Here is a 23,499-nt window from a genome sequence, read left to right on the forward strand (position 1 = left end):
CAAGTACTTACGGTTAGTGCAAGTTGACGCTTTGGATGATTTCAGGACACCAGCTGTCCCGGATCCGGACAGTCAGACGTCCAGACGTCCTGGATGAAGACGCCATGTTCGCCGGATAGCCCCGGACACGTTGCCGGCTTCCGTTCCTGCCGACGCCGTCGCGCCCCGCCTCTACTCCAGCCCGTACGCCGTCAGCTTCCGGTACAGCAACTGCCGATGAATGCCGAGCCGCCGCGCGGCTTCGGCGCGGTTGCCGTTTGCCTGGGCCAGCGCGTGCGCGATCATCAACCGTTCGACCTTTTCGATTACGTCCGGCAATTCGGCGTTCAGCCACTCGGTCGGTAGCACGTTAGCCGGCTGCACGTTGGCTGGCTGCGCATCGGCACCTGTCACCCGGCTCGGGCCCAGCTCCAGGTCGGCCGCACTGATCATCGCGTGCCGCGACAAGGCGTGGCTGCGGGCCATGACGTTGCGCAGTTCACGCACGTTGCCGGGCCAGGTGTGACGCAGCAACTGCTGCGCGGCGTCGGCCGTGAGCGCCTTGGGCGCGGCACCCTCCGCGCGCGCCGCCAGCCGCAGAAAATGTTCGGCCAGGGGAAGGATGTCGGCAAGGCGCTCGCGCAGGGGCGGCAGGTGCACCGTCAGCACGTCGAGCCGATACAGCAGGTCTTCGCGGAACCGGCCTTCGCGCACCGCTGCGGCCAGGTCGTGGTGGGTCGCCGCGATCACCCGCACGTCGACTTTGACGGGGCGATGGCTGCCCAGCGGCGTGATCTCGCCTTCCTGCAGGGCGCGCAGCATCTTGGCCTGCACGTCGAGCCGCATGTCGCCGATTTCATCGAGCAGCAGCACCCCGCCATCGGCCGCGCGAAAGCATCCTGGCCGATCGCCGGTCGCGCCGGTGAAGGCGCCGCGCACGTGGCCGAACAGTTCGCTTTCCAACAGATCCTTGGGGATCGCCGCGCAATTGAGCGCCACGAACGGCCGCCCTGCCCGGCTCGAATGTCGGTGCAAGGCGCGCGCGACCATTTCCTTGCCGGTGCCCGTTTCGCCCAGCAGCAGGACAGGCTGCGCGCTGGCGGCCGCCATGCCAATGCGCTTGTGCACCTCGCGCATGGCGGGACTGATGCCGATCAGATCGCTGTTGTCACGATCATCCACCGACCCGTCATTCACCGACCCGTCGTCCGCAGACCCGTCGCCCGCAGACCCGTCCCCCAAGGCCGCCGCCCGGACCTGCAGCGCGCGCGCCAGCACGTCACGCATGGCGTCCCGCGTGACCGGTTTGGTCAGGTGGTCGAAGGCGCCCAGACGCATCGCGTCGATCGTGTTGCCCGCGCTGGAAAACGCCGTCAGCACGATGACGGGGGGCATCTCCGGCAGTTGCGCCTGCATGCCCGCTAGCGTCTGCAGACCGTCCATGCCGGGCATCCGGTGATCCAGGAAAACCGCATCCACCCGCTCGCGCGACAGCACGTCCAGGGCCTCGCGGCCGCTTGCCGCGGACGTCACCCCATGGCCCAGACCTTCCAGCGTCTCGGCCAGGGTTTCGCGAAAGGCATCGTCGTCATCGACGATCAGGACGCGCGCCATGGAATCTCCAGATCGAATCGTGCACCCGGGTCGAGTGGCACGTGATGGACATCCCCGCCGTGCGCCAGGGCGACTTCGCGGGTCAACGCCAGTCCGAGTCCGGTGCCGTCGGCACGGCCCGTGGCGAAGGGCTCGAACAAGGACGGCTGCAGGGATTCCGGAATGCCCGGGCCCGTGTCGTCAACGCGGATCACCAGCGTACGCGCTTCGCTGGCGTGAGAGGACAACAGTGACGGCTGTCCAGCCGACGGCGCGGCCAGCCGTGGCGCCACATGCGCCGACAGCCGCACCGTTCCGCCCGCCGGCGTGTGCCGCACGGCGTTGTCCAACAAGTTATCGACAGCGCGCGCCAGATGCACCGGATCGAACACCGCCGTGGCGGGCGCGCCCGGAACCACGGTCACCTGCACCTGAGATGCCTTGGCACGCGCCGCCACCCCCGCAACACGCTCGGCCAGCCAACGTTCCATCACGACGACGTCGGTCGCCAGCGTGATCGGCTGCACCAGCGCCAGCAAGCTCTGCACAAGGCCATCCAGCCGATCGATCTGCCCGACGATGGCCTGCAGGGCCGGCCCTTGCCGCTCGGGCGCGGCGTGCAAGGCGTTCTCGGCCTTGAGCCGCATCGTGGCGATGGGATTGCGAATTTCGTGCGCGATGCCGGCCGTCATGCGGCCCAAGGCGGCCAGCCGTTGATCGCGATGACGCTGCTGTGCCGCCGCCCGCAGATGGGCGCGCGCTTCGTCGAAGCGCAGCCGGTAATGGTTGAAACTGTCAACGATACGGTCCAGTTCGCTGACGCCGGTGCGTGTCAGTTCGGGCATTGCGCCACCATCGGCATGCGCCTGCACCAGCCGTGCCTCGAGCCGCTGCACATGCCGCAGGCCCCGCAGCAGGATCGCGCCCAGCCACAGGCCCGACACGACCACCAGCACCAGCAGTCCGGCCAGCCCGGCACGCAGGCTGTCTTGCGCGGCCAGCGCGCCGCCATGGCTGCGTGTCATGGTCCAGGCCGACAGATCGTCGTTGGCTGCCGGCAGTGGGCACGCGGTGACGATCAGCGCTTCGCGGCTGCCGCGCACGACGTCGGTCTGCGTCTCGCGCGTGCGCACGGCGCGCTCGGCCATCTCGGTGATCAGGGGTTGTTCGGCTTCGGGCAGGTCACGTTTGACCCCGCTGCCTTCATAGGTGGGATAGGCATAGGCCAGGTGGCCTTTGCCGGTCTGCCACACGCCGCCTTCAACCTGCGGCGCTTCGATCAGCACCAGTTGCAGCAGGACCTGCAACAGGTCGATGCGCGGCGCCTGGGTGGAAGGGGATGTCAGCGACTTTGCATACCGCGTGGTGATGTTCTGGCAGGACATTTCGGTCGCGCTGCGCGCTGCGGCGATCTGCGCGCCGGCACTGCCCTGGTACAGCGTGAACATCATGCCGGCCAGCGCCAGGCAGGCGCCGAACAGCAGCGCCCAGAAAAACACCAACTGGCCTCGAAGAGAATGCATGGATGCGCGGGACCAGAAGGTGTTTGACGGAAAGGCCGTTCAATCCAGCGTCAGATTCAACCGCTTGATGACGCCGCCCAGCACCTGCGTTTCCTTCTTGATCAGCGCGCTCAGTTCGGCGGGTGTCGAGCCCACCGGCGTGAAGTACTGCGCCGTGAACAGCGTCTTGGCTTCGTCGCTGCGAATGATCTTGACCAGTTCCGTGTTCAGGCGATCCACCATCGGCTGTGGCGTGCCGGCCGGCACCAGGATCGCGTTCCACGAAATCGCCTCGAAGCCGGGCGAGCCCTGCTCCACCATCGTGGGCAGGTCGGGCAGCGTCGGGCTGCGCTGCAGGCTGGTCACGGCCAGCGCCTTGATGCGGCCGTCACGCACTTGCGGCATGGCAATCGCCGGCACCATGAAGGCAGCCTGCACCTGGTTGCCCAGCATCGCCGTGATCACCTGCGGAAAACCTGCGTACGGCACGTGCAGGATGTCCAGGCCCTGACGGCCCTTGAACAGTTCCATGGCCAGGTGGGCCGAACTGCCTGCGCCGACCGACCCGTAGTTGAGCTTGCCGGGTGCTTTCTTGACCAGGGCTTCCAGTGCCGCCACCGAGTCGACCTTCAGCGCAGGATCAACGACCAGCACGTTGGGGCTGGTGGCCACCAACGTGACCGGCGCCAGGTCCTTGACCGGGTCGTACGGCAGCTTGGTGTACAGCGCCGGGGCGGTGACCAGCGGGCCGTTGATCGTATACAGGATGGTGTAGCCGTCGGGCTGCGCATGCGCCACCGCGGCGGTGCCGATGTTGCCGCCCGCACCCGGCTTGTTGTCCACGACGATGGCCTGGCCCAGCGCCTTGCCCAGCGGCTGCGCAATCATGCGCGCCAGCGTATCCGGCGACGAACCGGCCGGGAATGGCACGATCATCTTGATCGGCCGGTTGGGCCAGTCCGATTGCGCGTAGGCGGCGGGCGCGGCGAAAGCGCCGGCCACGACGGCCGTCAGCGCGGCCAGCATCAGAGTGCGGCGCGGCGCCGACGTCGTACGGGAAGTCATGGGGTGTCTCCAGAGATATTGTTTTTGCGGATGGCCGTGTCGGTCAGACCGGCACATCGCGATTCAACCACTTTTCCACTTGCACCGGTTCGGCATGGATCAGCGTGTCGAGCAGGGATTCGATATCGGTATCGATGATCATCGAGTCCAGGTGGTCCTTGCGCACGAAGCCCTGGGCATGGGCATGCCGCGCAAATTCGATCAGCCCGTCGTAATAGCCATTCACGTTCAGCAGGCCGACCGGCTTCTGGTGATAGCCGATCTGTTGCCAGGTCAGCACTTCGAACAATTCGTCCAGCGTGCCGAAACCGCCTGGTAAGGCGACGAACGCGTCCGACAGTTCCACCATCCGCGCCTTGCGCGCGTGCATGGTCGGGACCACGAACAGGTCGGTCAGGCCGCGATGGCCCACTTCCTTTTCCCACAGGCGTTCGGGAATGATGCCGGTCACGGTGCCGCCAGCGGCCAGCGTGGCATTGGCCACCTCGCCCATCAGGCCGACGTTGCCCCCGCCATAGACCAGGCGCAGGTTGCGGCGGGCCAGCGCGGTGCCGAAGTCGCGGGCGACCTCGGCATGACGCGGATCGGTGCCGGGACTCGATCCGCAATAGACGCAGATCGCATCCATCTATACAGCTCCTTCGGCACGCGGATCGCGTGCAAGCAAACGGGTAACGGCCAGGGCGGGCGGGACGCGGTCGAACAGCACCGCGCAGACCGCCTCGGTGATCGGCATCTGCAGGCCATGGCGCCGGCCCAGCGCCAGCACCGCAGGCGCGCAGCGCGCGCCTTCGGCCACCTGCGTCATGTCGGCCAGAATGGCGTCGAGCGACGCGCCCCGGCCGATTTCGAGTCCGACCCGGCGGTTGCGCGACAGGTCACCCGTCGCGGTCAGGATCAGGTCCCCCAGGCCGGTCAGGCCAGAAAAGGTATCGGCCTGCGCGCCCAGCGCCACGCCCAGCCGCGTCATTTCGGCCAGTCCGCGGGTAATGAGGGCGGCACGGGCGTTGGCGCCCATGCCCAGGCCATCGCCGATCCCGCAGGCAATGGCCATGATGTTCTTGACGGCGCCGCCCACTTCCACGCCCACGACGTCGTCGCTGGCGTAGACGCGGATCGCGCCGCCGTGCAAGGCATGCGTGACCTGCTCGCGCAGGTCGGCACTGCTGCTGGCCACCGTCAATGCCACCGGCAGCCCCTGGGCCACCTCGCGCGCGAACGACGGCCCCGACAGCACGCCGGTCGACACCCCTGGCATGCCGCCCAGCACGTCGGCGGCCACCGCATGCGGCAGGCGGCCCGTGTCGGCGTCGAAGCCCTTGCAGGTCCAGACGACCGACAAGGCGGCCAGCGGCCGGCGTGCCAGCGCATCGGCCAGCATGCGGCAGGCGCCCGCCATGCCCACTACCGGCACGCCCAGGATGATCAGGGCGTCGGTATCGGGAAGGTCGAGGTGGTCGAAAACGGCGTCCAGGTCGCTGGTAAAGGCCAGCGTGTCGGGCAGCGGCACACCCGCCAGATAGCGGGTGTTTTCCTGCGATGCCACCAGGCTGGCCGCCATGGCCGGATCACGCGCCCACAGCAGGGTGGGCTGGTTGCGGGCGCTGGCGGCGGCCAGCGCCGTGCCCCAGCTTCCCGCGCCCAGCACGGCCACCCGCAGCGGACGGTGCGTACCAGTCATGAGCACCGCTCCGGTCAGGCGATCAGTGCTTGATGTCGCCAGCGCCACCCGGAAGGATGATGCCGCTGTCGTTGCCGGCGGCTTCGGCGGCAGCCTGCTGTTCCATCGCGGCGGCAATGCGCTGCTCGTAGATCGACTGGAAGTTGACTTCGGCCAGGTGCAGCGGGGCCATCGAGGCACGGCTGATCGCGTCGGCAATGTTCGAACGCAGGTACGGATAGACGATGCCCGGGCACACGATGCCCAGCACCGGATCCAGCTGCTCGGCCGGCAGGTTTGCCAGCTCGAAAATGCCGGCTTGCTTGCCTTCGACCAGGTACAGCACCTTGTCGTTGATCTTGGTGGTGACGGTGGCGGTCACGGTCACTTCGAACACCGTCTCGGCCAACGCCGCGGCGCCGACGTCGATCGACACTTCGACCGCGGGCTGTTCCTGTTCAAGGAAGATCTGCGGCGAATTGGGCAACTCGAGCGACAGGTCTTTCAGGTAGACGCGCTGGATGTTGAAAACAGGAGCGGGAGCTTCTTGGTCTTGGATGTCGGACATGGACGGAATTCGCGAAAAACGGGAGCCGGAGGGCAGAATCCGGCCGCGGGCGGCCGGAACGGAAAAAACATCTCAGCCCGGCACGATACACCGGGCCGGGCGGGCAGATCAGCGGGGCCGGGACAAAAACGTCACGCTTCGCCGTTCAGCAGCGGCAGCAACTTGCCTGCCCGGTCGAGCGCCGCGAGGTCATCGCTGCCGCCAACGTGTGTGTCGCCAATGTAGATCTGCGGTACCGTGCGTCGGCCCGTGCGTTCGATCATCTCGTCACGCTTGGTCCGGTCGACGTCGATGCGGATCTTTTCGATGTTCTCGACGCCGCGCTGCTGCAGCAGCATTTCGGCGCGTTGACAGTAGGGGCAGTAGCCCGTGGCGTACATCACAACGTTTTGCATGGCGTTATCCTTTGGCGATTGGCAACCCGGCCTGGACCCATCCTGCAATGCCGCCAGCCAGGCTGGTGACTTCGGCAAAGCCCTGCTTACGGAATTTTTCAACTGTCTTTGCAGACGCCTTTCCGTTCATGCAGACTAGGACCAAGGGTTTGTTCTTGGGAAGAGCAGCGGCTTTCTGTTCGATTTCGGCTTCCGGCACGTTGCGCGACTGCGCAATGCGGCCTTCGGCAAATTCGGCGGGCGGACGGACATCGACGAACACGGCCTGGCGCTGGTTGACCATCTGGGTCGCTTCGACGGGCGTCACGGCCCCGCCCCGCTTGCCGTTGCGCAGGGTCGGCAACAGCAGCATGAGACCGGACACGGCCGCCAGGGCAACCAGAAAGATGTTATCGATTAAAAATTTCACTAGAGGATCCTGAAGAGGAGATCTGATAGAACGCCCCGGACTCGGATATGTCCCGCGGAGCGCCTCGCCATCACGATGGATGTTGGGAATAGCCGCAGGATTATAAAATGTCGGGGTTGCGTGCCAAATTTCAAGCTTTCGGCGGCGTCCCGGTCCAAGATGGACCGGGACGCCGGATTGTATTCAACCTTCACCTTTGCGGCAGCGCCGCCCCTATCCCATGTACAAAATCGTACTGATGCGTCACGGCGAAAGCCAATGGAACCTTGACAACCGGTTCACCGGCTGGACCGATGTCGACCTGACCGAAAAAGGCCGCGAAGAAGCGCGCAAGGCCGGCGAACTGCTCCAGCGCGAAGGCTACGGCTTCGACGTCGCCTACACCTCGGTGCTCAAGCGCGCCATCCGCACCCTGTGGATCGCCCTCGACACGATGGACGCCATGTATCTGCCGGTCATCAACAGCTGGCGCCTGAACGAGCGTCATTACGGCGCCCTGCAAGGCATGAACAAGTCCGAGACGGCCGCCAAATACGGTGACGAGCAGGTCCTGATCTGGCGCCGTGCCTACGCCATCGCGCCGAATCCGCTGGACATCGACGATGAGCGTCACCCGCGCTTCGATCCGCGCTACAGCGCCCTGAGCGCCGCCGAACTGCCCGCGACCGAATGCCTGAAGGACACGGTCGAACGCGTCGTGCCCTACTGGAACGAGTCGATTGCCCCCGCCATCAAGGCCGGCAAGCGTGTCCTGATCGCCGCCCACGGCAACAGCCTGCGCGCCCTGATCAAGCACCTGGATAACGTGTCCGACGACGAAATCGTAGGCCTGAACATCCCGACCGCCCAGCCGCTGGTGTACGAACTCGACGAAAACCTCAAGCCGATCAAGCACTACTACCTAGGCAATGCGGACGAGATCGCCGCCGCCATGGCCGCCGTGGCCGCACAAGGCAAGGCGAAGGCCAAGTGATTCTGCAAGCGGCGACGTTTTCGCTGGCTGCGCTGGTCCTGGTGGCCAGCGGCACGTCGGCCGCGGTGGCGGCACAGTCCGCCACCACGCCCCCGCCCGGGGCACCTTCCGATCCCAAGGTGGTGGCGCGCGAGCGGGAAGCGCTGCGCAACCGCCTGGAAGCCCTCAAAAAAGACATTGCCGAGCAGGAAGAGGCCAAATCCGACGCAGCCGACGCGCTGAAGGAATCGGAACAGACCATTTCCCGCACCAATCGGCGGCTTGCTGAAATTTCCGCGTCCCAGGCCAAAGCCCGCGCGGAACTGGATGCCAAGAATTCACAGATCGCGACGCAGGAAGCCGTGCTGGCCCGCCGCCAGGACAATCTGGGCGACCTGCTGCGCAAGCAATACGCCACCGGCGGCATTACGCCGTGGAGCGCCCTGCTGTCGGGAGACGACCCGCAGCGCCTGGGCCGAAACTTGTCCTACCTGGGCTACGTGTCGCAGGCACGCGCCGCGGCCGTGGTCGACCTGCGGTCGGAACTGGAACAGCTGAACCAGCTGCGCAACCAGGCCGACAACCGGCGCACGGAACTCGACACGCTCGCCAAGGAAGAAGGCAGGCAGCGCGAAGAACTGCTCAAGCAATCGGCCGAACGCCGCAAGGTGATGGACACGATTTCGGCGCAGCTGGACAGCCAGCGCAAGGAAGCCACGGCTGTCGCCCGCGACGAACAGCGCCTGTCGCGCGTGATCGACGAGCTGACCCGGATGATCGCCAAGCAGGCCGAAGAGGCCCGCCAGAAGCGGATCGCCGAACAGAAACGGCGCGAAGAAGACGCCCGGCGCGTGGCGGCCGCCGCCGCGGCCGAGGCACGCCGCGCCGAAGCCGCGGCCAAGGCGCAAGCTCAGGCCCAGGCCCGCGCGCGGGCCGAAGCGGCGCGCCAGGGCCGCACCCCGCCGCCCGAGCCACCGCCGGTGGCGGTGCGTCCGGCTCCCCCACCGCCGCCGCCTGAAACGGCGGTGGCCCGCAACGACGACGTGCCCGATGCGTCGCTGTCCGGCCAATTCGAAAAGCTGCGGGGCCGCCTGCGGCTGCCGGTGCGCGGCGACGTGGTCGGCCGCTTCGGCTCCCCGCGCGGCGAAGGCGGCAGCTGGCGCGGCGTGTTCATCCGGGCGGGCGAAGGCGCCACCGTGCATGCCGTCGCAGCCGGCAAAGTGGTGTTCGCCGACTGGCTGCGAGGATTCGGCAATCTGGTGATCGTGGACCACGGCAGCCAGTATTTGTCGATTTATGGTAACAACCAATCCATCCTCAAACACGTCGGCGACAGCATCGCGAGCGGCGATGTGATCGCCAACGTAGGCGCCACCGGGGGACAGTCGGAATCGGGCCTATACTTTGAACTCCGTTTCCGCGGCGCCCCGTTCGATCCACTCAAATGGACCGCATTGCGTTAGCGCGCAGGAACCGGATAATCCTGTCATCAGCGCGGCGCGTCGCCGTATCCATCATTTTCAACCTCCAACCGAACCCGCAGGCCAGTCGGATGTCCAACTGTGGATCATTCCGATCGTAGCCCCGGAGGAATACATGGGCAGCAAAAGTAAAGTTCGCAGTATTGGCCTGGTCAGCGTGGGCGTCGTGGCAGGTGTCCTGGTCAGCGTTGGCCTGACGGCCGTCGCCCAGCGCGACACGCGTGGCCCGCTGCCCCTCGAAGAACTCCGCCAGTTCTCCAGCGTATTCGCCACGATCAAGAGCAGCTACGTCGAACCCGTCGACGACAAGAAGCTGATCGACGGCGCAATCGCCGGCATGCTGTCCGACCTGGACCCGCATTCGGCCTATCTGGACGCCGACGCCTATCGCGAAATGCAAAGCACGACGCAGGGCGAATTCGGTGGCCTGGGTATCGAAGTGGGTACCGAAGACGGCTTCGTCAAAGTCATTTCCCCGATCGAAGACACCCCGGCTGCACGCGCCGGCGTGAAGGCGGGCGACCTGATCATCAAGATCGACGACAAGTCCACCAAGGGCCTGCTGCTCAATGACGCCGTCAAGCTGATGCGCGGCAAGCCCAAGACCCCGATCGTGCTGACGCTGGTGCGCAAGGGCGCCGACGTGCCGCTGGTCGTGAAGATCGAACGTGACGTCATCAAGGTCCAGAGCGTACGCAGCAAGACGCTGGATAACGGCGTCGGCTATGTGCGTGTGTCGCAATTCCAGGAACAGACCGGCGCTGACCTGATCACGCATCTGGATCGCCTGGGCAAGAACGGCGCGCCCAAGGGCCTCGTGCTGGACCTGCGCAACGACCCGGGTGGCCTGCTTCATAGCGCCATCGGTGTCGCGGGCGCCTTCCTGCCGCCGGGTTCGGTGATTGTGACGACCGACGGCCGCACGCCCGACTCCAAGCGCAAGTACGAATCGGTGCCCGCAGACTACCTGCGCAGCAGCGACGACTACATGAAGCGCCTGCCCGCCTGGGCCAAAACCATTCCGATGGTCGTCCTGGTAAATGCCGGATCGGCTTCGGCATCGGAAATCGTGGCCGGCGCCCTGCAGGATACGGACCGCGCCAAGGTGCTGGGTACGCAAACGTTCGGCAAGGGCTCGGTGCAGGTCATCCTGCCGATCTCGCGCGAATCGGCCATCAAGCTGACGACGTCGCGTTACTACACCCCCAAGGGTCGTTCGATCCAGGCCAAGGGCATCGTCCCTGATCTGGCCGTGACCGAAACCCCCGACGGCGATCTGTTCGAGCGTCCTCGCGAGGCCGACCTGGCCAAGCACCTGATCAACGACAAGGATCCGGAAGAGAAGAAGTCGGCCGTGCTCGACCCCGAAAAGCTTGCGGAACAGCGCAAGGCTGCGCTCAAGCCGATCGAATTCGGCGGCGCCGACGACTTCCAGCTGCAGCAGGCGCTGAATCAGCTGGCCGGCCGTCCGGTGCAGGTCGCCAAGGCCGAAGACGTTGCCAAGGCGGCAGCCCAGCAGGCGGCATCCAAGGCCGACGAAGAAAAGGGCACCAAGCCGAACCGTCCGTCCGACGGTGACAAGGCCAACAAGCCGGTCGAAGTGATCAAGCCGACGCCCGCACCGGCGAAGTGACCGCGGCGAAGTGAACGACGACCAGCTATTGCGGTATTCGCGCCATGTCCTGCTCGATGAACTCGGGATCGAAGGGCAGGCGCGGATCATCGCGTCGCGGGTTCTGATCATTGGCGCGGGCGGTCTGGGATCGCCCGCTGCCTATTACCTGGCTTCGGCCGGGGTCGGCACGCTCGTGCTGGCTGACGACGACACCGTCGACCTGACCAATCTTCAGCGACAAATCCTTCACACCACCGACCGGATCGGCCAGCCCAAGGCCGACTCGGGCCGGCGCACGCTCAATGCCATCAACCCGGAAGTCGAGGTGATTGCGTTGACGGTGCGGCTGGCGGGTGACGCGCTGGAGGCCGAAGTGGCCAAGGCCGATGTGGTGCTCGATTGCTCGGATAATTTTGCGACCCGCCATGCGGTCAACCGCGCCTGCGTCAGGCACGGCACGCCGCTGGTATCGGGCGCCGCCATCCGTTTCGATGGGCAGGTCAGCACCTTTGATTTGCGGGACGCGAAGGCGCCCTGCTATCACTGCCTGTTCCCGGACGGCGATGATGTCCAGGAAGAACGCTGCGCCACGATGGGTGTGTTCTCGCCGCTGGTAGGCATCGTCGGGTCCATGCAGGCGGCCGAAGCGATCAAGCTGATCGCCGGCGTAGGCAAGAGCCTGTCGGGCCGGCTGTTGATGCTGGAAGCGCTCAGCATGGAATGGCACAGCGTGCGGGTGGCCCGGGATCCGGGCTGCGCGGTCTGCTCGGACCGCTGAAAGGCGTTCGGCCTCGTTCAGGCTGCTTGGGCTGGCTCAGGCCCGCAGCATCAGCACCATTTGCGAATCCAGGAACTCGGTGGGGGATTTCTTCCACCCCGTCTTGGCATATCGCTGCCACCTTCCCAGGATGAAATGCAGGATCAGGCTGGCCCGCGCGTGAATGTCGTCGGCCGGCGGCAATTCGCCCAGCGACAGCGCATTGCGCAGCCCCTGCCGCAATGACGCTTCAATCCGGTCGACGAATTGGTTCATGCGTTCCTGCAGCCGTTCATCTTCGATCACCAGGGCGTCGCCCACCAGCACCCGGGTCAGCCCCTTGTTGCGTTCCGCGAAGGACAGCAGCAGCGAGATGACCTTGCGGCTTTGCGCGATGCCACTGGCTTCGCTGTCGGCGATCTGGTTGATCAGGCCGAAGATGGACGTTTCGATGAATTCGATCAGCCCTTCGAACATCTGGGCCTTGCTGGCGAAGTGGCGATACAACGCCGCTTCGGACACCTGAAGCCGGGCCGCCAGGGCCGCGGTGGTAATACGCTCGCCTTTGGGGTGCTCGAGCATCTCTGCAAGCATCTGAAGGATCTGGGTCTTTCTTTCGCCTGACTTGATGGCCGCCATAAAGCGCTGAATCCGTGTAAAGAAGGAATCTTCGTCGCTGTCCCGGGTGGCCCTCACCCGGGGGCAGGACTACACGCGGCGGAGCAGGCGACGCTGTAACAACAAGTGACTGACCGAGTTTACTTGAAGGTCGATAAACATCGGACGGCCACGGTGGGTCTTGGCAAACGGCGTCTGGGGGTGCCGCACGTACACCGTTCGCATGCCGACCTGACGCGCCCCCCGCAAGTTGGCGGCAGTGTCTTCGACCAGCACGGCGCGGTGGGCGCTGACCCCTTCGTGCGCCAGCACATGACGCATCAAGGCAGGTGACGGCTTGACCTTGAAATCGCCATGGAAGCGCATGTCTTCGACGGCCCACAGGCTGTCGAAGCAACGCAGGATACCCAGATGCGAAAGGATTGTCCGTGCGTAATTATGCGGAGCGTTGGTCAGCAGGACCTTGCGGCCCGGCAGCTTGTCCAGGCGATTGCGTAGGTCTTTATCGGCACGCACCAACGGGCGGATGTCGAAGTTGTGGCTGCGATGCAGGAAGTCTGCCGACGACACGCCGTGGTGGCGCACCATGCCGATCAGGGTGGCCCCGTAGCGCTGCCAGTACTTCTTGCGCAGCGCGTGGGCTTCCTCTTCGGACACATTCAGGGTTTCACGCACCGCCGCCGTCATCGACAGGTCGATATGCGAAAAGATGGCGTGCGACGCGTCGTGCAGCGTGTTGTCCAGGTCAAAGAACCAGACCAGTTCCTTGGACTTGGCGGAGGGCAGCAGCCGGCGGCTGGCGCGCACCCGGCCCAGCGGCCGTTTGACCTGCCGCCGGTAGTCGCCCAGCGCGGGCACGCCCGTGGCGCGCGCCGCCGCATCGCTGACGACAAGGTGATCGGTCATCAGTGCGACCGGATCATCGTGCCGACGCCCTGCGCGGTCAGGATCTCCAGCAGCAGCACATGTTCGACGCGGCCGTCGACGATGTGCACCGAGTTGACGCCGCTCTTGGCGGCTTCGAGTGCCGACGAGATCTTGGGCAGCATGCCGCCCGAAATGGTGCCGTCGGCGAACAGTTCGTCGATCTTGTTGGCGGTCAGGCCGGTCAGCAGGTTGCCGTTCTTGTCCAGCACGCCCGGGGTGTTGGTCATCATGACCAGCTTTTCGGCGCGCAGCACTTCGGCGATCTTGCCGGCCACCAGGTCGGCGTTGATGTTGTAGGCCAGGCCGTCTTCACCGAAACCGATAGGCGAGATGACCGGAATGAACTGGTCGTCTTGCAGGGCCTTGACCACCGACGGATCGATCGAAGCGATCTCGCCCACAAAGCCCAGGTCCAGGAAAGCGCCTGGATTGTTCTTGTCGGGCATGCGCATCTTGTTGGCGCGGATCAGGCCGCCGTCCTTGCCGGTCAGGCCCACGGCCTTGCCGCCGAACTCGTTGATCATCATCACAATGTCCTGCTGGACTTCGCCGCCCAGCACCCATTCCACGACTTCCATGGTTTCGGCGTCGGTGACGCGCATGCCCTGGACGAAGGTGCCCTGCTTGCCGACGCGCTTCAGGGCGCTGTCGATCTGCGGGCCGCCGCCGTGGACGACGATCGGGTTGATGCCGACCAGCTTGAGCAGGACCACGTCATGCGCGAAGCTGCGCTGCAGGCGCTCTTCGGTCATGGCGTTGCCGCCGTATTTGACGACGATGGTCTTGCCGTGGAAGCGGCGGATGTAGGGCAGCGCCTCGGCCAGCACCTCGGCCTTGATGCGCGGCGTCAGCGTCGTAACCAGCGGACCGGCCTTCTCGGCGTACGAGGAATCTGCTTGCGTGAAATCTGTCATGGAGGCGCCTGAATGAATGTGTCGAGCGACGAAAAACCCGATTGTAGCCACTGCGGCGTGACACGAATGTACGCAAGGGTGACCTGGACTTGTCCACACGCCATCCCCAGGCTTGTCCACCCCCTTGTTCACCGGTTTTCCCGCGCTGTCCACCGGCTATCCACCGGCTGCACACAGCTTGCCCACAGGCTTATGCACCGGTGGACTGGCGACAAGGGCTTGACCTTGACATCATGGTAGGCTTGAAAGTCAGGTCATTGCCCGGATCGTCAGGCGTGCCGTTACGACGGCGTTCCTTGATGCCGGGCCTACCTCAGGGAGTTTTGCCATGGATGCCGCCACTTTTCACGCCACGCACCGCCTGTCGGTCGGGGGAATGACCTGCGCCTCGTGCGTGGGGCGGGTCGAACGCACTTTGCGCAAGCTGCCGGGGGTGCGTGACGTGTCCGTCAACCTGGCGACCGAACAGGCGCACGTGGACGCCCCGGGCGTGCAGGTCGAAGCGCTGGCGGCCGCGATCGAAAAGGCCGGCTACGAGGCCCGCGCGCTGGCCGATGATACCCAGGCGCCGTCCAGCAAGCTGCCCGATGCCTGGCCGGTGGTGGTGGCCGCCATCCTGACCGCGCCGCTGATCCTGCCCATGGCCGGCATGCTGGCCGGCCGCGACTGGATGTTGCCGGGCTGGCTGCAATGGCTGCTGGCGACGCCGGTGCAGTTCTGGCTGGGCGCCCGCTTCTACCGCGCGGGGGCCAAGGCGGCGCTGGCTGGCACCGGCAACATGGACCTGCTGGTCGCATTGGGAACGTCCGCTGCGTATGGCCTGTCGGTCTGGCAATTGCTGCAGCATGGCGGCGATCACATGCCGCATCTGTATTTCGAAGCGTCTGCCGCGGTGATCACGCTGGTGCTGCTGGGCAAGTGGCTTGAAACCCGCGCGCGCCGCCAGACCACCGAGGCCCTGCGCGCGCTGCAGGCCCTGCGGCCGGATACCGCGTGGGTGCGGCGCGCGGGGGGCGACGGCAAGGGCCCTGTCGAGGTGGAAATCCCGATCGATCACGTGCGGGTGGGTGACCTGGTGCTGGTCAAGCCCGGCGCGCGCATTCCGGTCGATGGCGACGTCGAAGAAGGCCGCAGCTATGCCGACGAGTCGATGCTGACCGGGGAAAGCCGGCCCGTGGAAAAGACCGTGGCCGACCGGGTCACCGGCGGGTCCATCAATGGCGACGGGCTGCTGGCGGTGCGCACGCGCGCCATCGGCAGCCAGACCACGCTGGCGCGCATTGTGCGGCTGGTAGAAGACGCGCAGGCCACCAAGGCGCCGCTGCAGCGGCTGGCGGATCGGGTCAGCGCCATCTTTGTGCCCATCGTGCTGCTGATTGCGCTGGTGACCTTGCTGGGCTGGGGCCTGACCACGCATGACTGGCCGCAGGCGCTGCTCAATGCCGTCGCCGTGCTGGTGATTGCCTGCCCGTGCGCACTGGGGCTGGCCACGCCCGCGGCGATCATGGCCGGGACCGGCGTGGCCGCGCGTCACGGCATTCTGATCAAGGATGGCCAGGCGCTGGAAACCGCGCACCGGGTGGATTGCGTGACCTTCGACAAGACCGGCACGTTGACAGCCGGGCATCCGACGTTGACGGTGATCAAGGCAGTGGGCGGGGATGCGTCCAATGCCGCCGTGCTGCGGCTGGCGGCCGCCTTGCAGCGGGGCAGCGAACATCCGCTGGCCAAGGCGGTGCTGGACGCGCAGGCGGCGCGGGGCGGTGACGTCCCGGCCAGCGATCAGACGCAAGCCTTGCCTGGCAAGGGCCTGCAAGGTGACGTGGAAGGCCGCCGCGTGTGGCTGGGCAGCGGCGCGTTGATGCGCGATCTGGGCGTGGCGACCGATGTGTTGAAGGTGGCGGCGCGGGAAGCGGAGGCAGCCGGCTACACGGTGTCATGGCTGGCGGCGGATGACGCGTCGGCCGCGTCAACGGGCGCAGCGGCGACCTCGGCGGGCAACGGCACGTCCGCGAATGACGCCGGGCCGAACATTGGCCCCCACGCCCCCACCCTGCTCGGCGTGCTGGCTTTTGGCGACACGATCCGCCCGGAATCCGCAGCCGCAGTGGCGGAACTGCATCGGCTGGGCGTGCAGGTCGTGCTGCTGACCGGCGACAACGCGGGCAGTGCGGCGGCGGTGGCCGATGCGCTCAACATCGACCACGTGGAAAGCCAGATGCTGCCCGCCGACAAGGTTGCCGCCGTGGCGCGGCTGCGCGCGGAACGGCGGCGGGTCGCCATGGTCGGGGACGGCATCAACGATGCGCCTGCCTTGGCCACCGCCGATGTGGGCATCGCCATGGCCAGCGGGTCCGACGTGGCCATGCAGACGGCAGGCATCACCTTGATGCGCAATGACCCGGGGCTGGTCGCGGATGCCATTGCCATCTCGCGCCGCACGACGCACAAGATCCACCAGAACCTGTTCTGGGCCTTTGCCTACAACGTCGTCGGCATTCCGCTGGCGGCAATGGGATGGCTGAACCCCGTGCTGGCCGGCACCGCCATGGCGCTGAGCAGCGTGTGCGTGGTCAGCAATGCCGTACTGCTGCGCCGCTGGTCACCCGCGCCGCGGCGGGCAGCCCCGCCGGGGCAGGCAGCATCCAACGGGGTGACGACCGCACTTGCCAAGGAGGCTTGAGATGAACGCGCTCAATATTGGTGACGCGTCAAAAGCGTCGGGCGTGTCGGCCAAGATGATCCGGCACTACGAATCGATCGGGCTGATCCCTGCCGCGCGGCGCACCGACGCCGGCTACCGGCTGTACAAGGACGACGACATCCACACCCTGCAGTTCATCCGCAACGCGCGGGACCTGGGCTTTTCGATCGCGCAGATCGATACGCTGCTGCAGCTGTGGAAAGACCGGGGCCGGCCCAGCGCCGATGTGAAGACGCTGGCGATGGGGCATATCCAGGAACTGGACGACAAGATCCGCGCCTTGCAGGCCATGCGCGACACGCTGGAAAACCTGGCTTCGCACTGCCACGGCGATCATCGGCCGGACTGCCCGATTCTTGCTGGACTGGAAGGGCAGCCCGCGATCACCTGCTAGCATGTGCACTGCACCATCGTCTGAAGGAGACCGCATGAAACGAACGTTGACCGTTATTGCCGCAGCCGCCGCGTTGCTGGCGACCAGCCTGGTCATGGCCGCATCGGCCAATACCAGCGGCGAAGTGCGTCGCATCGACGCCGCCGCAGGCAAGATCACCATCAAGCACGGCGCGATTTCCAATCTGGATCTGCCCGCGATGACCCTGGTCTTTCACGTGGCCGACCCGGCCATGCTGCAGAACGTGAAGCCGGGCGACAAGGTCCGCTTCGCGGCCGACAAGATCAACGGCCAGTACACGATCACCGCGCTGGAGCGCTGATCGTTGCTGTCATTCCCGCCCGGGCGCCACCGTGTGTGTCGCCATCGCGAAGTGTGCGTTGCTGCCGGTGAACGGCGGGAATTGTTCAAAGTCGGCGCGCATGCGGTGGCGCACGTCGGATTGCAGGGCGTCCGTCAGGCAAGCGGCGCTGTCGAACACCAGCTTGTTGCGCTGCATGTACGCCACCCGTTCCCACGGCATGGCGTCGCACCAGTCCACGCGTGAAAAGATCTCGATCTCGCGAATACCTGGAAAGTCTTTCATGATCTGCGGATGGTGCGACAGGTAGTAGCTGTGCCATGCATTCAGATCGGCGGCCTGGCCGGGGTAATGCACCAGGTAGCTGCAGGGCAAGGTATCGGCCGCGGCGTCAGCGCGCGCGTCGATGACCGGGAAGGGGCGCGTCACCATGACTTGCTGCGTGACGTGCGTGCCCGCCAGGCTCGGCAGTGCACTGGCATCGGCCAGCTGCTGCAGATGGCCGTTGGCCGCGACGGCGGCTTCCAGTTCCGGCAACTCATTGAACTTCAGCTGCATCATGAACAGCGGTGACGGGCCGTCATCGGTGTAGTAGTCGCGTGCCGACTCAGGGGTGAACAGATGCGCCAGGCGCAGCCCCGGCGTGCCCAGCACGACGGTCCGTATGGCTTCCAGATCAGCGGACGACAGGCGCGCCGTCGGATCGTTTTCATGCCGGAACGTGACGATGTAGGAAAAGCGCATGCGGAACTCCGGTCAGCTGGGGACGGATGGCGGTGCAACGCAGACCGCCATCAATACGCAAACAACATCTGCTGAATCACCTGGGGATCGTCGGTCCGCACCAGCGCCAGCATCAGCAGGATGCGCAGCTTCTGCGGCGACAGGTCGCCGCCTGCCAGGATGCCGTCGGCGGACAGAAAGCGTTGCACCGGCACCGTGCCGCGCGCTGCCCGGGTCGACTGCACCACAGTCACGCCTTGAGCCACGGCATCGACCAGCCCGGCGCGTTCGCCACTGGCCGGACGACCGGGCGGCAGCCCCGCGCTGATGATGCCGCGCGTGCCGGCGGCGACCAGCGCGTCGATCACGACGCGGTCGGCGCCCGCGTACGACAGCACGATGTCCACCCGCGGCAGGGCCCCCACATCGGCCAGGTTCGTGATCGGCAACCTGCCCGCGGGCCGCACGGGCAGACGGCGCAGCGCGACCTGCCCTTGTGCATCGATGCGGGCCAGCGGCCCAAAGCCCGGCGCTTCGAACGCGGCCAGCTCGAAGCTCGATACCTTGGTGGCGTCCCGCGCGGGCAGCACGACGTTGTCCATCACCACCAATACGCCCAGATCCCGCAAGGCGGGCGAGCACGCCGCAGCCAACGCGGCGCGCAGATTCACGCACGCGTCGGACCCCTCGGTGTTGGACGGCCGCTGTGCGCCGGTCACGATCACGGGAATGTCCAGTGCCAGCGTCAGGTCAAGGAACCAGGCGGTTTCTTCGAGGGTGGCAGTGCCATGCGTGATGACGATGCCGTCCAGCAGAGGATCGTTGGCGATCGTTGACGAAATCAACAATGACAGCGCCAGCCAGTCCGCCGGTACGATGCCGGTGCTGCCCAGCGCACGAAACCCGATCGGGACGATATCGATGTGCGGCGCGAGTTCGCCCATCGTCGTCAGCAAGTGATCAATGCCAAGGATCACGCCGCTTTCGCTGTACTCGACCCAGTCGAATCGATGGCGCGCCTGCATGGCAAAAGTGCCACCGGTGCCGATGACGGCGATACGCGGACGCCGCGATGACGCCGCAGTCCTGCTCGACATGCCTGTCACGCCTATGGCCGCCCTGCCCGGCTCGCTCGTCACCCTTCCACCTTCACGTACACCCCGCCCTGATAGAAACGGACCGGATGGGTGCGCACCGGACGCGTCACCGGCGAACACATGGGCTTGCCCGATCGCACGTCGAACACGCCGCCATGGAGCGGGCACTCCACTTCAAAGCCGTCCAGTTCGCCGTCAGTCAACATGGCGTGACCGTGCGTACACAGATCGTCAATGGCATAGACCTCGTCATCGACCAGGAACAGGCCGACCTTGACGCCGTTGACCGTTGCCTGCAGGCACGGCGAGTCGCCAAAGCAGGCGTCGCGCGGACCCAGGTCATGCCAGTCAGCACCCGGGGCGCCGTCGTGCAGGTCGTTGCCGTGATCATCGCCACGATCACTGCCCGCCCCTGAAATCATTGCGTTCATAAGGTCGCCCTCCGTTCCAGCATCACAGGTTCGAACATCTGCATCGCGCCGATCAGGTCGCGGATGCGCGAGATGCCGCGGCGCTGGCAGAAGGCCGCCAGGTCGTCGATCATGCGCGGCATGGCATTCGGGCTGACGAAGCTGGCGGTGCCGATCTGCACCGCGCTGCAACCCGCCAGCATGTATTCCAGCGCGTCGTTCGCGTCCGAGATGCCGCCGCAACCGATCACCGGAATCGACACCGCCTGCGCGCATTGGTAGGCCATGCGCAGGATGATGGGCTTGGTGGCGCGGCCGGTAATGCCGCCCATCAGGTTGGCGACCTTGGGGCGGAAGGTGTCGACATCGATCGCCATGGCCAGCAACGCGTTGGCCGCGACGATGGCATCCGCGCCGCCCCGTTCGGCGGCCCGCGCCACGGCAGCCATGTTGCCCGCGTTGGGCGTCATCTTGGCCCATACCGGCACCTTGGTCGCGGCCTTCATGGCGCGCACCACCTGCTCGGTCGCATCGGCATCCATGCCGAAGGCCTGTCCGTCTTTCTTGATATTCGGGCATGACACGTTGGCTTCGATGGCCATCACGCCCGGCACCGAAATGCGCGCGGCCAGGTCGGCAAAACCTTCCACCGTATCGGCCGAAATGCTGGCGATCAGGGGTGGCACATAGCCGGTATAGAACGGCACCAGTTCGTTCACATAGTGGTCGGCGCCCTTGCTCGGAATGCCGATCGAAAACAGGGTCGCGTCGCGGAACTCGGCAATGCGCGGCGGCGGATTGCCTTCGCGCACGTCGTGCGTGATGGTCTTGCTGACAATGGCGCCCAGCAGGTTCAGATCGATCACCTTGGCCATGCCTTCACCAAACGTGCCTGACCCGGGCATCACGGGATTGGCCAGCGTCATGCTGCCTATCGATACGCTCATGTCTACCACTATACGGTCTCCTGCAGATCGAACACCGGGCCGTCCCAACACACCCGCTTGTAGGTCAGCACGGTGGCGCCGGGCGCCTTGCGAAAGGGTTTGACGCAGCCATAGCACATGCCCAGCGCGCATCCCATGTGCTGTTCCAGCGCGACCTGACCCGGTACGTGCAGGTCGTCGCTCAGCCGCTGCAGCAACAGCAGCAGGCGGTTGGATCCGCAGGTCGTCAGCAGATCGAAGGGTTCGCGCGCATGCAGGTCGCGGATCAGGCTTTCGACATGCACGATGTCGCTGGTCTGTTCGTCGTCGGTCACGGTGTGGACCCGTGCACCGACCTCACGCAGATACGCTTCGGACATGACCAGGGCCGGGCTGCGCGCACTCAGCACCGCGGTCACGGCAGCGCCTTGCCGGATCGCATAGTCGGCCAGCGGCGCCAGCGTGGCCAGGCCCACGCCCCGGGCCAGCAACAGCACATGGCGGCAGTCCGCCGGCAGGTCGAAGCCCACGCCCACCGGGCCGACGGCGTCCAGGGTGTCGCCCGGATTGAGGAAAGCCAGCCCCCGCGTGCCCGCGCCCTGCACCTTGTACAGAAATTCGACGTGGCCTTGCGCCGGGTCCACCCGGTACAGACTCATGGGCCGGCGCAGGTAGGGGCTGTCGGTGCCGCTGGGTGGGCAGGCCAGATGAAAGAACTGCCCGGGCCGCGCGGTCAATGCGATAGGCGGCGCTTTCAAGACCAGGTGTTTGTATTCGGGATTGACCCAGTCGTTGGACAGCACGGTGCACAGGTTTTCTGCCACCGTGAATGCCGGGGCCGGACGGTCGGACAGCGGCCGGTCGCACGCCGGGGCGGCCGTGCCACCCACGACGTGCAGGGGGGGACTCAACATGATGGCGGACTCTCCAGTGTCATGGACGACGCAGACCGGCGGCTTGCCAGCGCGGCCAGGGTGGCTGCCAGCGGCGCGGGACCGCGTCCGACGGGCAGCATGTGCAGTTGCTCGAAGCGCATCCGGCTGTGCAGCCAGGCGCCATCGGCTTGGCGTGCATAGGATTCGTGGGTGACCGCCGCGAGCAGCACGGCTTCGCGCGTGTCGTCGGCCATGGCGATCTGCCACAGGCGCCACGTGCCGGTGGCCGCGTCGCCCTGCACGTCGATGACCGGGCTGCCGTAGTAATGCACGGCAAAGCACCAGGGGGACTGCTGGAACCAGGCGAACAAGGCATCGCGCCCGACGCGGTTCGCGCCGAAGCCTTCACCGGCTTCCCACACGGCGTTGTCGGTGAAGCACTGCGCCTGTTGCCAGGCCACCTGGCGCATCGTGTCGGCATCGACCCGCGCGTAATCCGCCGTGTACTTCGCATCGGCCAGGGCGCCGTAGCGTGCCTTCAGCGACTGGATGGCCGCCAGGGATTCGAGGCGGTCCAGGCGGTCGGCCAGCGATAGGGAGTCGTCTGTGGCGGCGAAGCGCGGCGAAGACATCATGATGGGGACGCTGCGGTGGACGTAACTGCGGGGGGCGTGGCGGGGGGCGTGGCCATGGCCGGGGCCGCGGGCACGGAATCGGCCGCGTTGACCGCCGCCGCCTCGTCTTCCGGCACGCCCGGCTCACGCACCAGCACGCGGTACAGCACGCCCCGCGCGGACGTGCAGCGCCACGTGCGGGCCTCAAACTCCGGTATCACGATGGCTTCGCCACGCGCCAGGTCGTAGCTTTCGCCCGCGGCGTCAACATGGAACTGGCCTTCCAGCACGGCGGCAACTTCTTCGCCGATCGCATCGGCATCCGCACTGACCGTCTCACCTTCAGCGAACACACGGATGGCCACATCAAAGGCCTTGCCGGTGGCATCGAACTGCTGGCCGGCGGCGTCCGCAGCGCGCCATTTGGCGCCTGCGTCAACGCGCAGGCAATGTGCGGACCCGGCATGCTCCGCGCGGGTGGCCGCAGCATCCGCAACCGTGGCAACCGTAGCATCCGTAACCGCAGCACCCGCAACCGCAGCACCCCGTGCGGCGCCCTCGTGCGCAAGGCCTTCACCGCCCGAACCATTCATCGCGTTCATGCCTGCGTCTCCCTGTCCTTGAGCGGGTAATACGGCGTCGTGTCTTCCGGCCCATATTCCTTGCGCGCAGGCGTCACCACATTCAGTCGCAGGCTGATACCGGCAGGCTCGAAGCGATTGCCGCCGTAGTGCATCACGTCACCCGGAATGATCAGCGCATCGCCTTCATCCATCACGAATTCGAGATCGCCCGGCGCGCCCAATCCTTCGAACACCGAACAGCCGCCACTGACCTGCAGCGACGCTTCTTCGCCATGGGCGTGTGCCTTGGCGGGCAGATCGCGCCCGGCGCCTTCGACGAACTTCACGACTGCCACGCTGATGTGTTTGCCGAACAAGTGCTTCATGTACAAGCCACCGGGCACCACTTCCTTCAGGCTGTCATCGATACCGAACACTCTGCATTTGGCCATGGTGA

At 66.0% G+C, this 23,499-nt stretch carries 26 protein-coding genes; 7 read left to right on the plus strand and 19 right to left on the minus strand.

From position 1 onward, the window contains the following. Positions 1-171: 171 nt before the first annotated feature. The 8 genes from HD883_RS15680 to HD883_RS15715 form a co-directional block, all read right to left on the minus strand. Positions 172-1,593 carry a sigma-54-dependent transcriptional regulator gene (locus tag HD883_RS15680; RefSeq protein ID WP_179583800.1) on the minus strand — a complete coding sequence of 474 codons (1,422 nt, stop codon included), beginning with the start codon at positions 1,591-1,593 and terminating at the stop codon, positions 172-174. After that, positions 1,578-3,095: a sensor histidine kinase gene (locus HD883_RS15685; protein ID WP_179583799.1), complete on the minus strand. Its 1,518-nt coding sequence runs from the start codon at positions 3,093-3,095 to the stop codon at positions 1,578-1,580. Before HD883_RS15685 ends, HD883_RS15680 begins: the two co-directional genes overlap by 16 nt. 39 nt (positions 3,096-3,134) lie before the next feature. Then, positions 3,135-4,139, minus strand: a complete 1,005-nt coding sequence (locus HD883_RS15690) for a Bug family tripartite tricarboxylate transporter substrate binding protein (RefSeq protein WP_373563379.1) — start codon at positions 4,137-4,139, stop codon at positions 3,135-3,137. 43 nt (positions 4,140-4,182) lie between these two features. Next, a complete protein-coding gene (locus tag HD883_RS15695; protein ID WP_179583798.1) occupies positions 4,183-4,767 on the minus strand; it encodes an LOG family protein in 585 nt (194 codons plus the stop codon). Further along, a complete protein-coding gene (locus HD883_RS15700) occupies positions 4,768-5,820 on the minus strand; it encodes an NAD(P)H-dependent glycerol-3-phosphate dehydrogenase (protein ID WP_179583796.1) in 1,053 nt (350 codons plus the stop codon). A 22-nt stretch (positions 5,821-5,842) separates the two neighbouring features. Beyond that, a complete protein-coding gene (gene secB, locus HD883_RS15705; RefSeq protein WP_179583794.1) occupies positions 5,843-6,367 on the minus strand; it encodes a protein-export chaperone SecB in 525 nt (174 codons plus the stop codon). Positions 6,368-6,498: 131 nt separating this feature from the next. Then, positions 6,499-6,762 (minus strand): glutaredoxin 3, encoded by a 264-nt coding sequence (gene grxC, locus HD883_RS15710; protein ID WP_179583793.1) that lies wholly within the window; start codon positions 6,760-6,762, stop codon positions 6,499-6,501. Between the two features lie 4 nt (positions 6,763-6,766). Beyond that, positions 6,767-7,171: a rhodanese-like domain-containing protein gene (locus HD883_RS15715; RefSeq protein ID WP_373563380.1), complete on the minus strand. Its 405-nt coding sequence runs from the start codon at positions 7,169-7,171 to the stop codon at positions 6,767-6,769. A gap of 220 nt (positions 7,172-7,391) precedes the next feature. Here HD883_RS15715 and gpmA point away from each other — a divergent pair, with 220 nt between their 5' ends. The 4 genes from gpmA to HD883_RS15735 all read left to right on the plus strand — a co-directional run bounded on the left by gpmA (position 7,392) and on the right by HD883_RS15735 (position 11,997). Then, positions 7,392-8,144: a 2,3-diphosphoglycerate-dependent phosphoglycerate mutase gene (gene gpmA / locus HD883_RS15720; RefSeq protein ID WP_179583792.1), complete on the plus strand. Its 753-nt coding sequence runs from the start codon at positions 7,392-7,394 to the stop codon at positions 8,142-8,144. Continuing rightward, positions 8,141-9,586, plus strand: a complete 1,446-nt coding sequence (locus HD883_RS15725) for a murein hydrolase activator EnvC family protein (RefSeq protein WP_373563381.1) — start codon at positions 8,141-8,143, stop codon at positions 9,584-9,586. Before gpmA ends, HD883_RS15725 begins: the two co-directional genes overlap by 4 nt. Before the next feature lie 133 nt (positions 9,587-9,719). After that, entirely contained in the window at positions 9,720-11,237 is a 1,518-nt protein-coding gene (locus HD883_RS15730) for a S41 family peptidase (RefSeq protein ID WP_179583791.1), read from the plus strand. 10 nt (positions 11,238-11,247) lie between these two features. Beyond that, a complete protein-coding gene (locus HD883_RS15735; protein ID WP_179583790.1) occupies positions 11,248-11,997 on the plus strand; it encodes a HesA/MoeB/ThiF family protein in 750 nt (249 codons plus the stop codon). A 36-nt stretch (positions 11,998-12,033) separates the two neighbouring features. On the opposite strand, the gene slmA is transcribed toward HD883_RS15735, so the two are convergent. The 3 genes from slmA to argB form a co-directional block, all read right to left on the minus strand. Further along, entirely contained in the window at positions 12,034-12,615 is a 582-nt protein-coding gene (gene slmA / locus HD883_RS15740) for a nucleoid occlusion factor SlmA (RefSeq protein ID WP_179583789.1), read from the minus strand. Positions 12,616-12,684: 69 nt separating this feature from the next. Next, positions 12,685-13,500 carry a pyrimidine 5'-nucleotidase gene (locus HD883_RS15745; RefSeq protein WP_179583788.1) on the minus strand — a complete coding sequence of 272 codons (816 nt, stop codon included), beginning with the start codon at positions 13,498-13,500 and terminating at the stop codon, positions 12,685-12,687. Next, positions 13,500-14,435, minus strand: coding sequence for an acetylglutamate kinase (gene argB / locus HD883_RS15750; protein WP_179583787.1), 936 nt, complete (start codon positions 14,433-14,435; stop codon positions 13,500-13,502). The genes HD883_RS15745 and argB overlap by 1 nt, the downstream gene beginning before the upstream one ends. A 328-nt stretch (positions 14,436-14,763) precedes the next feature. On the opposite strand from argB, the gene HD883_RS15755 reads away from it, so the two are divergent. The 3 genes from HD883_RS15755 to HD883_RS15765 are packed head-to-tail and all read left to right on the plus strand — an operon-like array spanning position 14,764 to position 17,855. Beyond that, complete coding sequence (locus HD883_RS15755; RefSeq protein WP_179583786.1) at positions 14,764-17,118, plus strand: heavy metal translocating P-type ATPase; 2,355 nt, start codon at positions 14,764-14,766, stop codon at positions 17,116-17,118. Position 17,119: 1 nt separating this feature from the next. Further along, a complete protein-coding gene (gene cueR, locus HD883_RS15760; RefSeq protein ID WP_179583785.1) occupies positions 17,120-17,533 on the plus strand; it encodes a Cu(I)-responsive transcriptional regulator in 414 nt (137 codons plus the stop codon). Positions 17,534-17,567: 34 nt separating this feature from the next. Next, positions 17,568-17,855, plus strand: coding sequence for a copper-binding protein (locus HD883_RS15765; protein ID WP_179583783.1), 288 nt, complete (start codon positions 17,568-17,570; stop codon positions 17,853-17,855). A 9-nt stretch (positions 17,856-17,864) separates the two neighbouring features. On the opposite strand, the gene HD883_RS15770 is transcribed toward HD883_RS15765, so the two are convergent. The 8 genes from HD883_RS15770 to HD883_RS15805 are packed head-to-tail and all read right to left on the minus strand — an operon-like array spanning position 17,865 to position 23,494. Next, complete coding sequence (locus tag HD883_RS15770; protein ID WP_179583781.1) at positions 17,865-18,578, minus strand: hypothetical protein; 714 nt, start codon at positions 18,576-18,578, stop codon at positions 17,865-17,867. A gap of 50 nt (positions 18,579-18,628) precedes the next feature. Then, positions 18,629-19,654, minus strand: a complete 1,026-nt coding sequence (locus HD883_RS15775; RefSeq protein WP_179583779.1) for an asparaginase — start codon at positions 19,652-19,654, stop codon at positions 18,629-18,631. A 38-nt stretch (positions 19,655-19,692) separates the two neighbouring features. Beyond that, entirely contained in the window at positions 19,693-20,085 is a 393-nt protein-coding gene (locus tag HD883_RS15780) for a non-heme iron oxygenase ferredoxin subunit (protein ID WP_257022230.1), read from the minus strand. Continuing rightward, on the minus strand, positions 20,082-21,020 hold the full coding sequence (locus tag HD883_RS15785; protein WP_179583777.1) for a dihydroorotate dehydrogenase: 939 nt from the start codon (positions 21,018-21,020) through the stop codon (positions 20,082-20,084). The genes HD883_RS15780 and HD883_RS15785 overlap by 4 nt, the downstream gene beginning before the upstream one ends. Next, on the minus strand, positions 21,020-21,904 hold the full coding sequence (locus tag HD883_RS15790; protein ID WP_179583772.1) for a dihydroorotate dehydrogenase electron transfer subunit: 885 nt from the start codon (positions 21,902-21,904) through the stop codon (positions 21,020-21,022). Before HD883_RS15790 ends, HD883_RS15785 begins: the two co-directional genes overlap by 1 nt. Next, positions 21,898-22,500 carry a nuclear transport factor 2 family protein gene (locus HD883_RS15795; RefSeq protein ID WP_257022231.1) on the minus strand — a complete coding sequence of 201 codons (603 nt, stop codon included), beginning with the start codon at positions 22,498-22,500 and terminating at the stop codon, positions 21,898-21,900. Before HD883_RS15795 ends, HD883_RS15790 begins: the two co-directional genes overlap by 7 nt. Continuing rightward, positions 22,497-23,081, minus strand: coding sequence for a hypothetical protein (locus HD883_RS15800; RefSeq protein ID WP_179583771.1), 585 nt, complete (start codon positions 23,079-23,081; stop codon positions 22,497-22,499). Before HD883_RS15800 ends, HD883_RS15795 begins: the two co-directional genes overlap by 4 nt. Next, positions 23,078-23,494, minus strand: a complete 417-nt coding sequence (locus HD883_RS15805) for a cupin domain-containing protein (protein ID WP_179583770.1) — start codon at positions 23,492-23,494, stop codon at positions 23,078-23,080. Before HD883_RS15805 ends, HD883_RS15800 begins: the two co-directional genes overlap by 4 nt. Between the last annotated feature and the right edge of the window lie 5 nt (positions 23,495-23,499).

Source organism: Pigmentiphaga litoralis (genome assembly GCF_013408655.1).
Lineage (GTDB): Bacteria > Pseudomonadota > Gammaproteobacteria > Burkholderiales > Burkholderiaceae_B > Pigmentiphaga > Pigmentiphaga litoralis_A.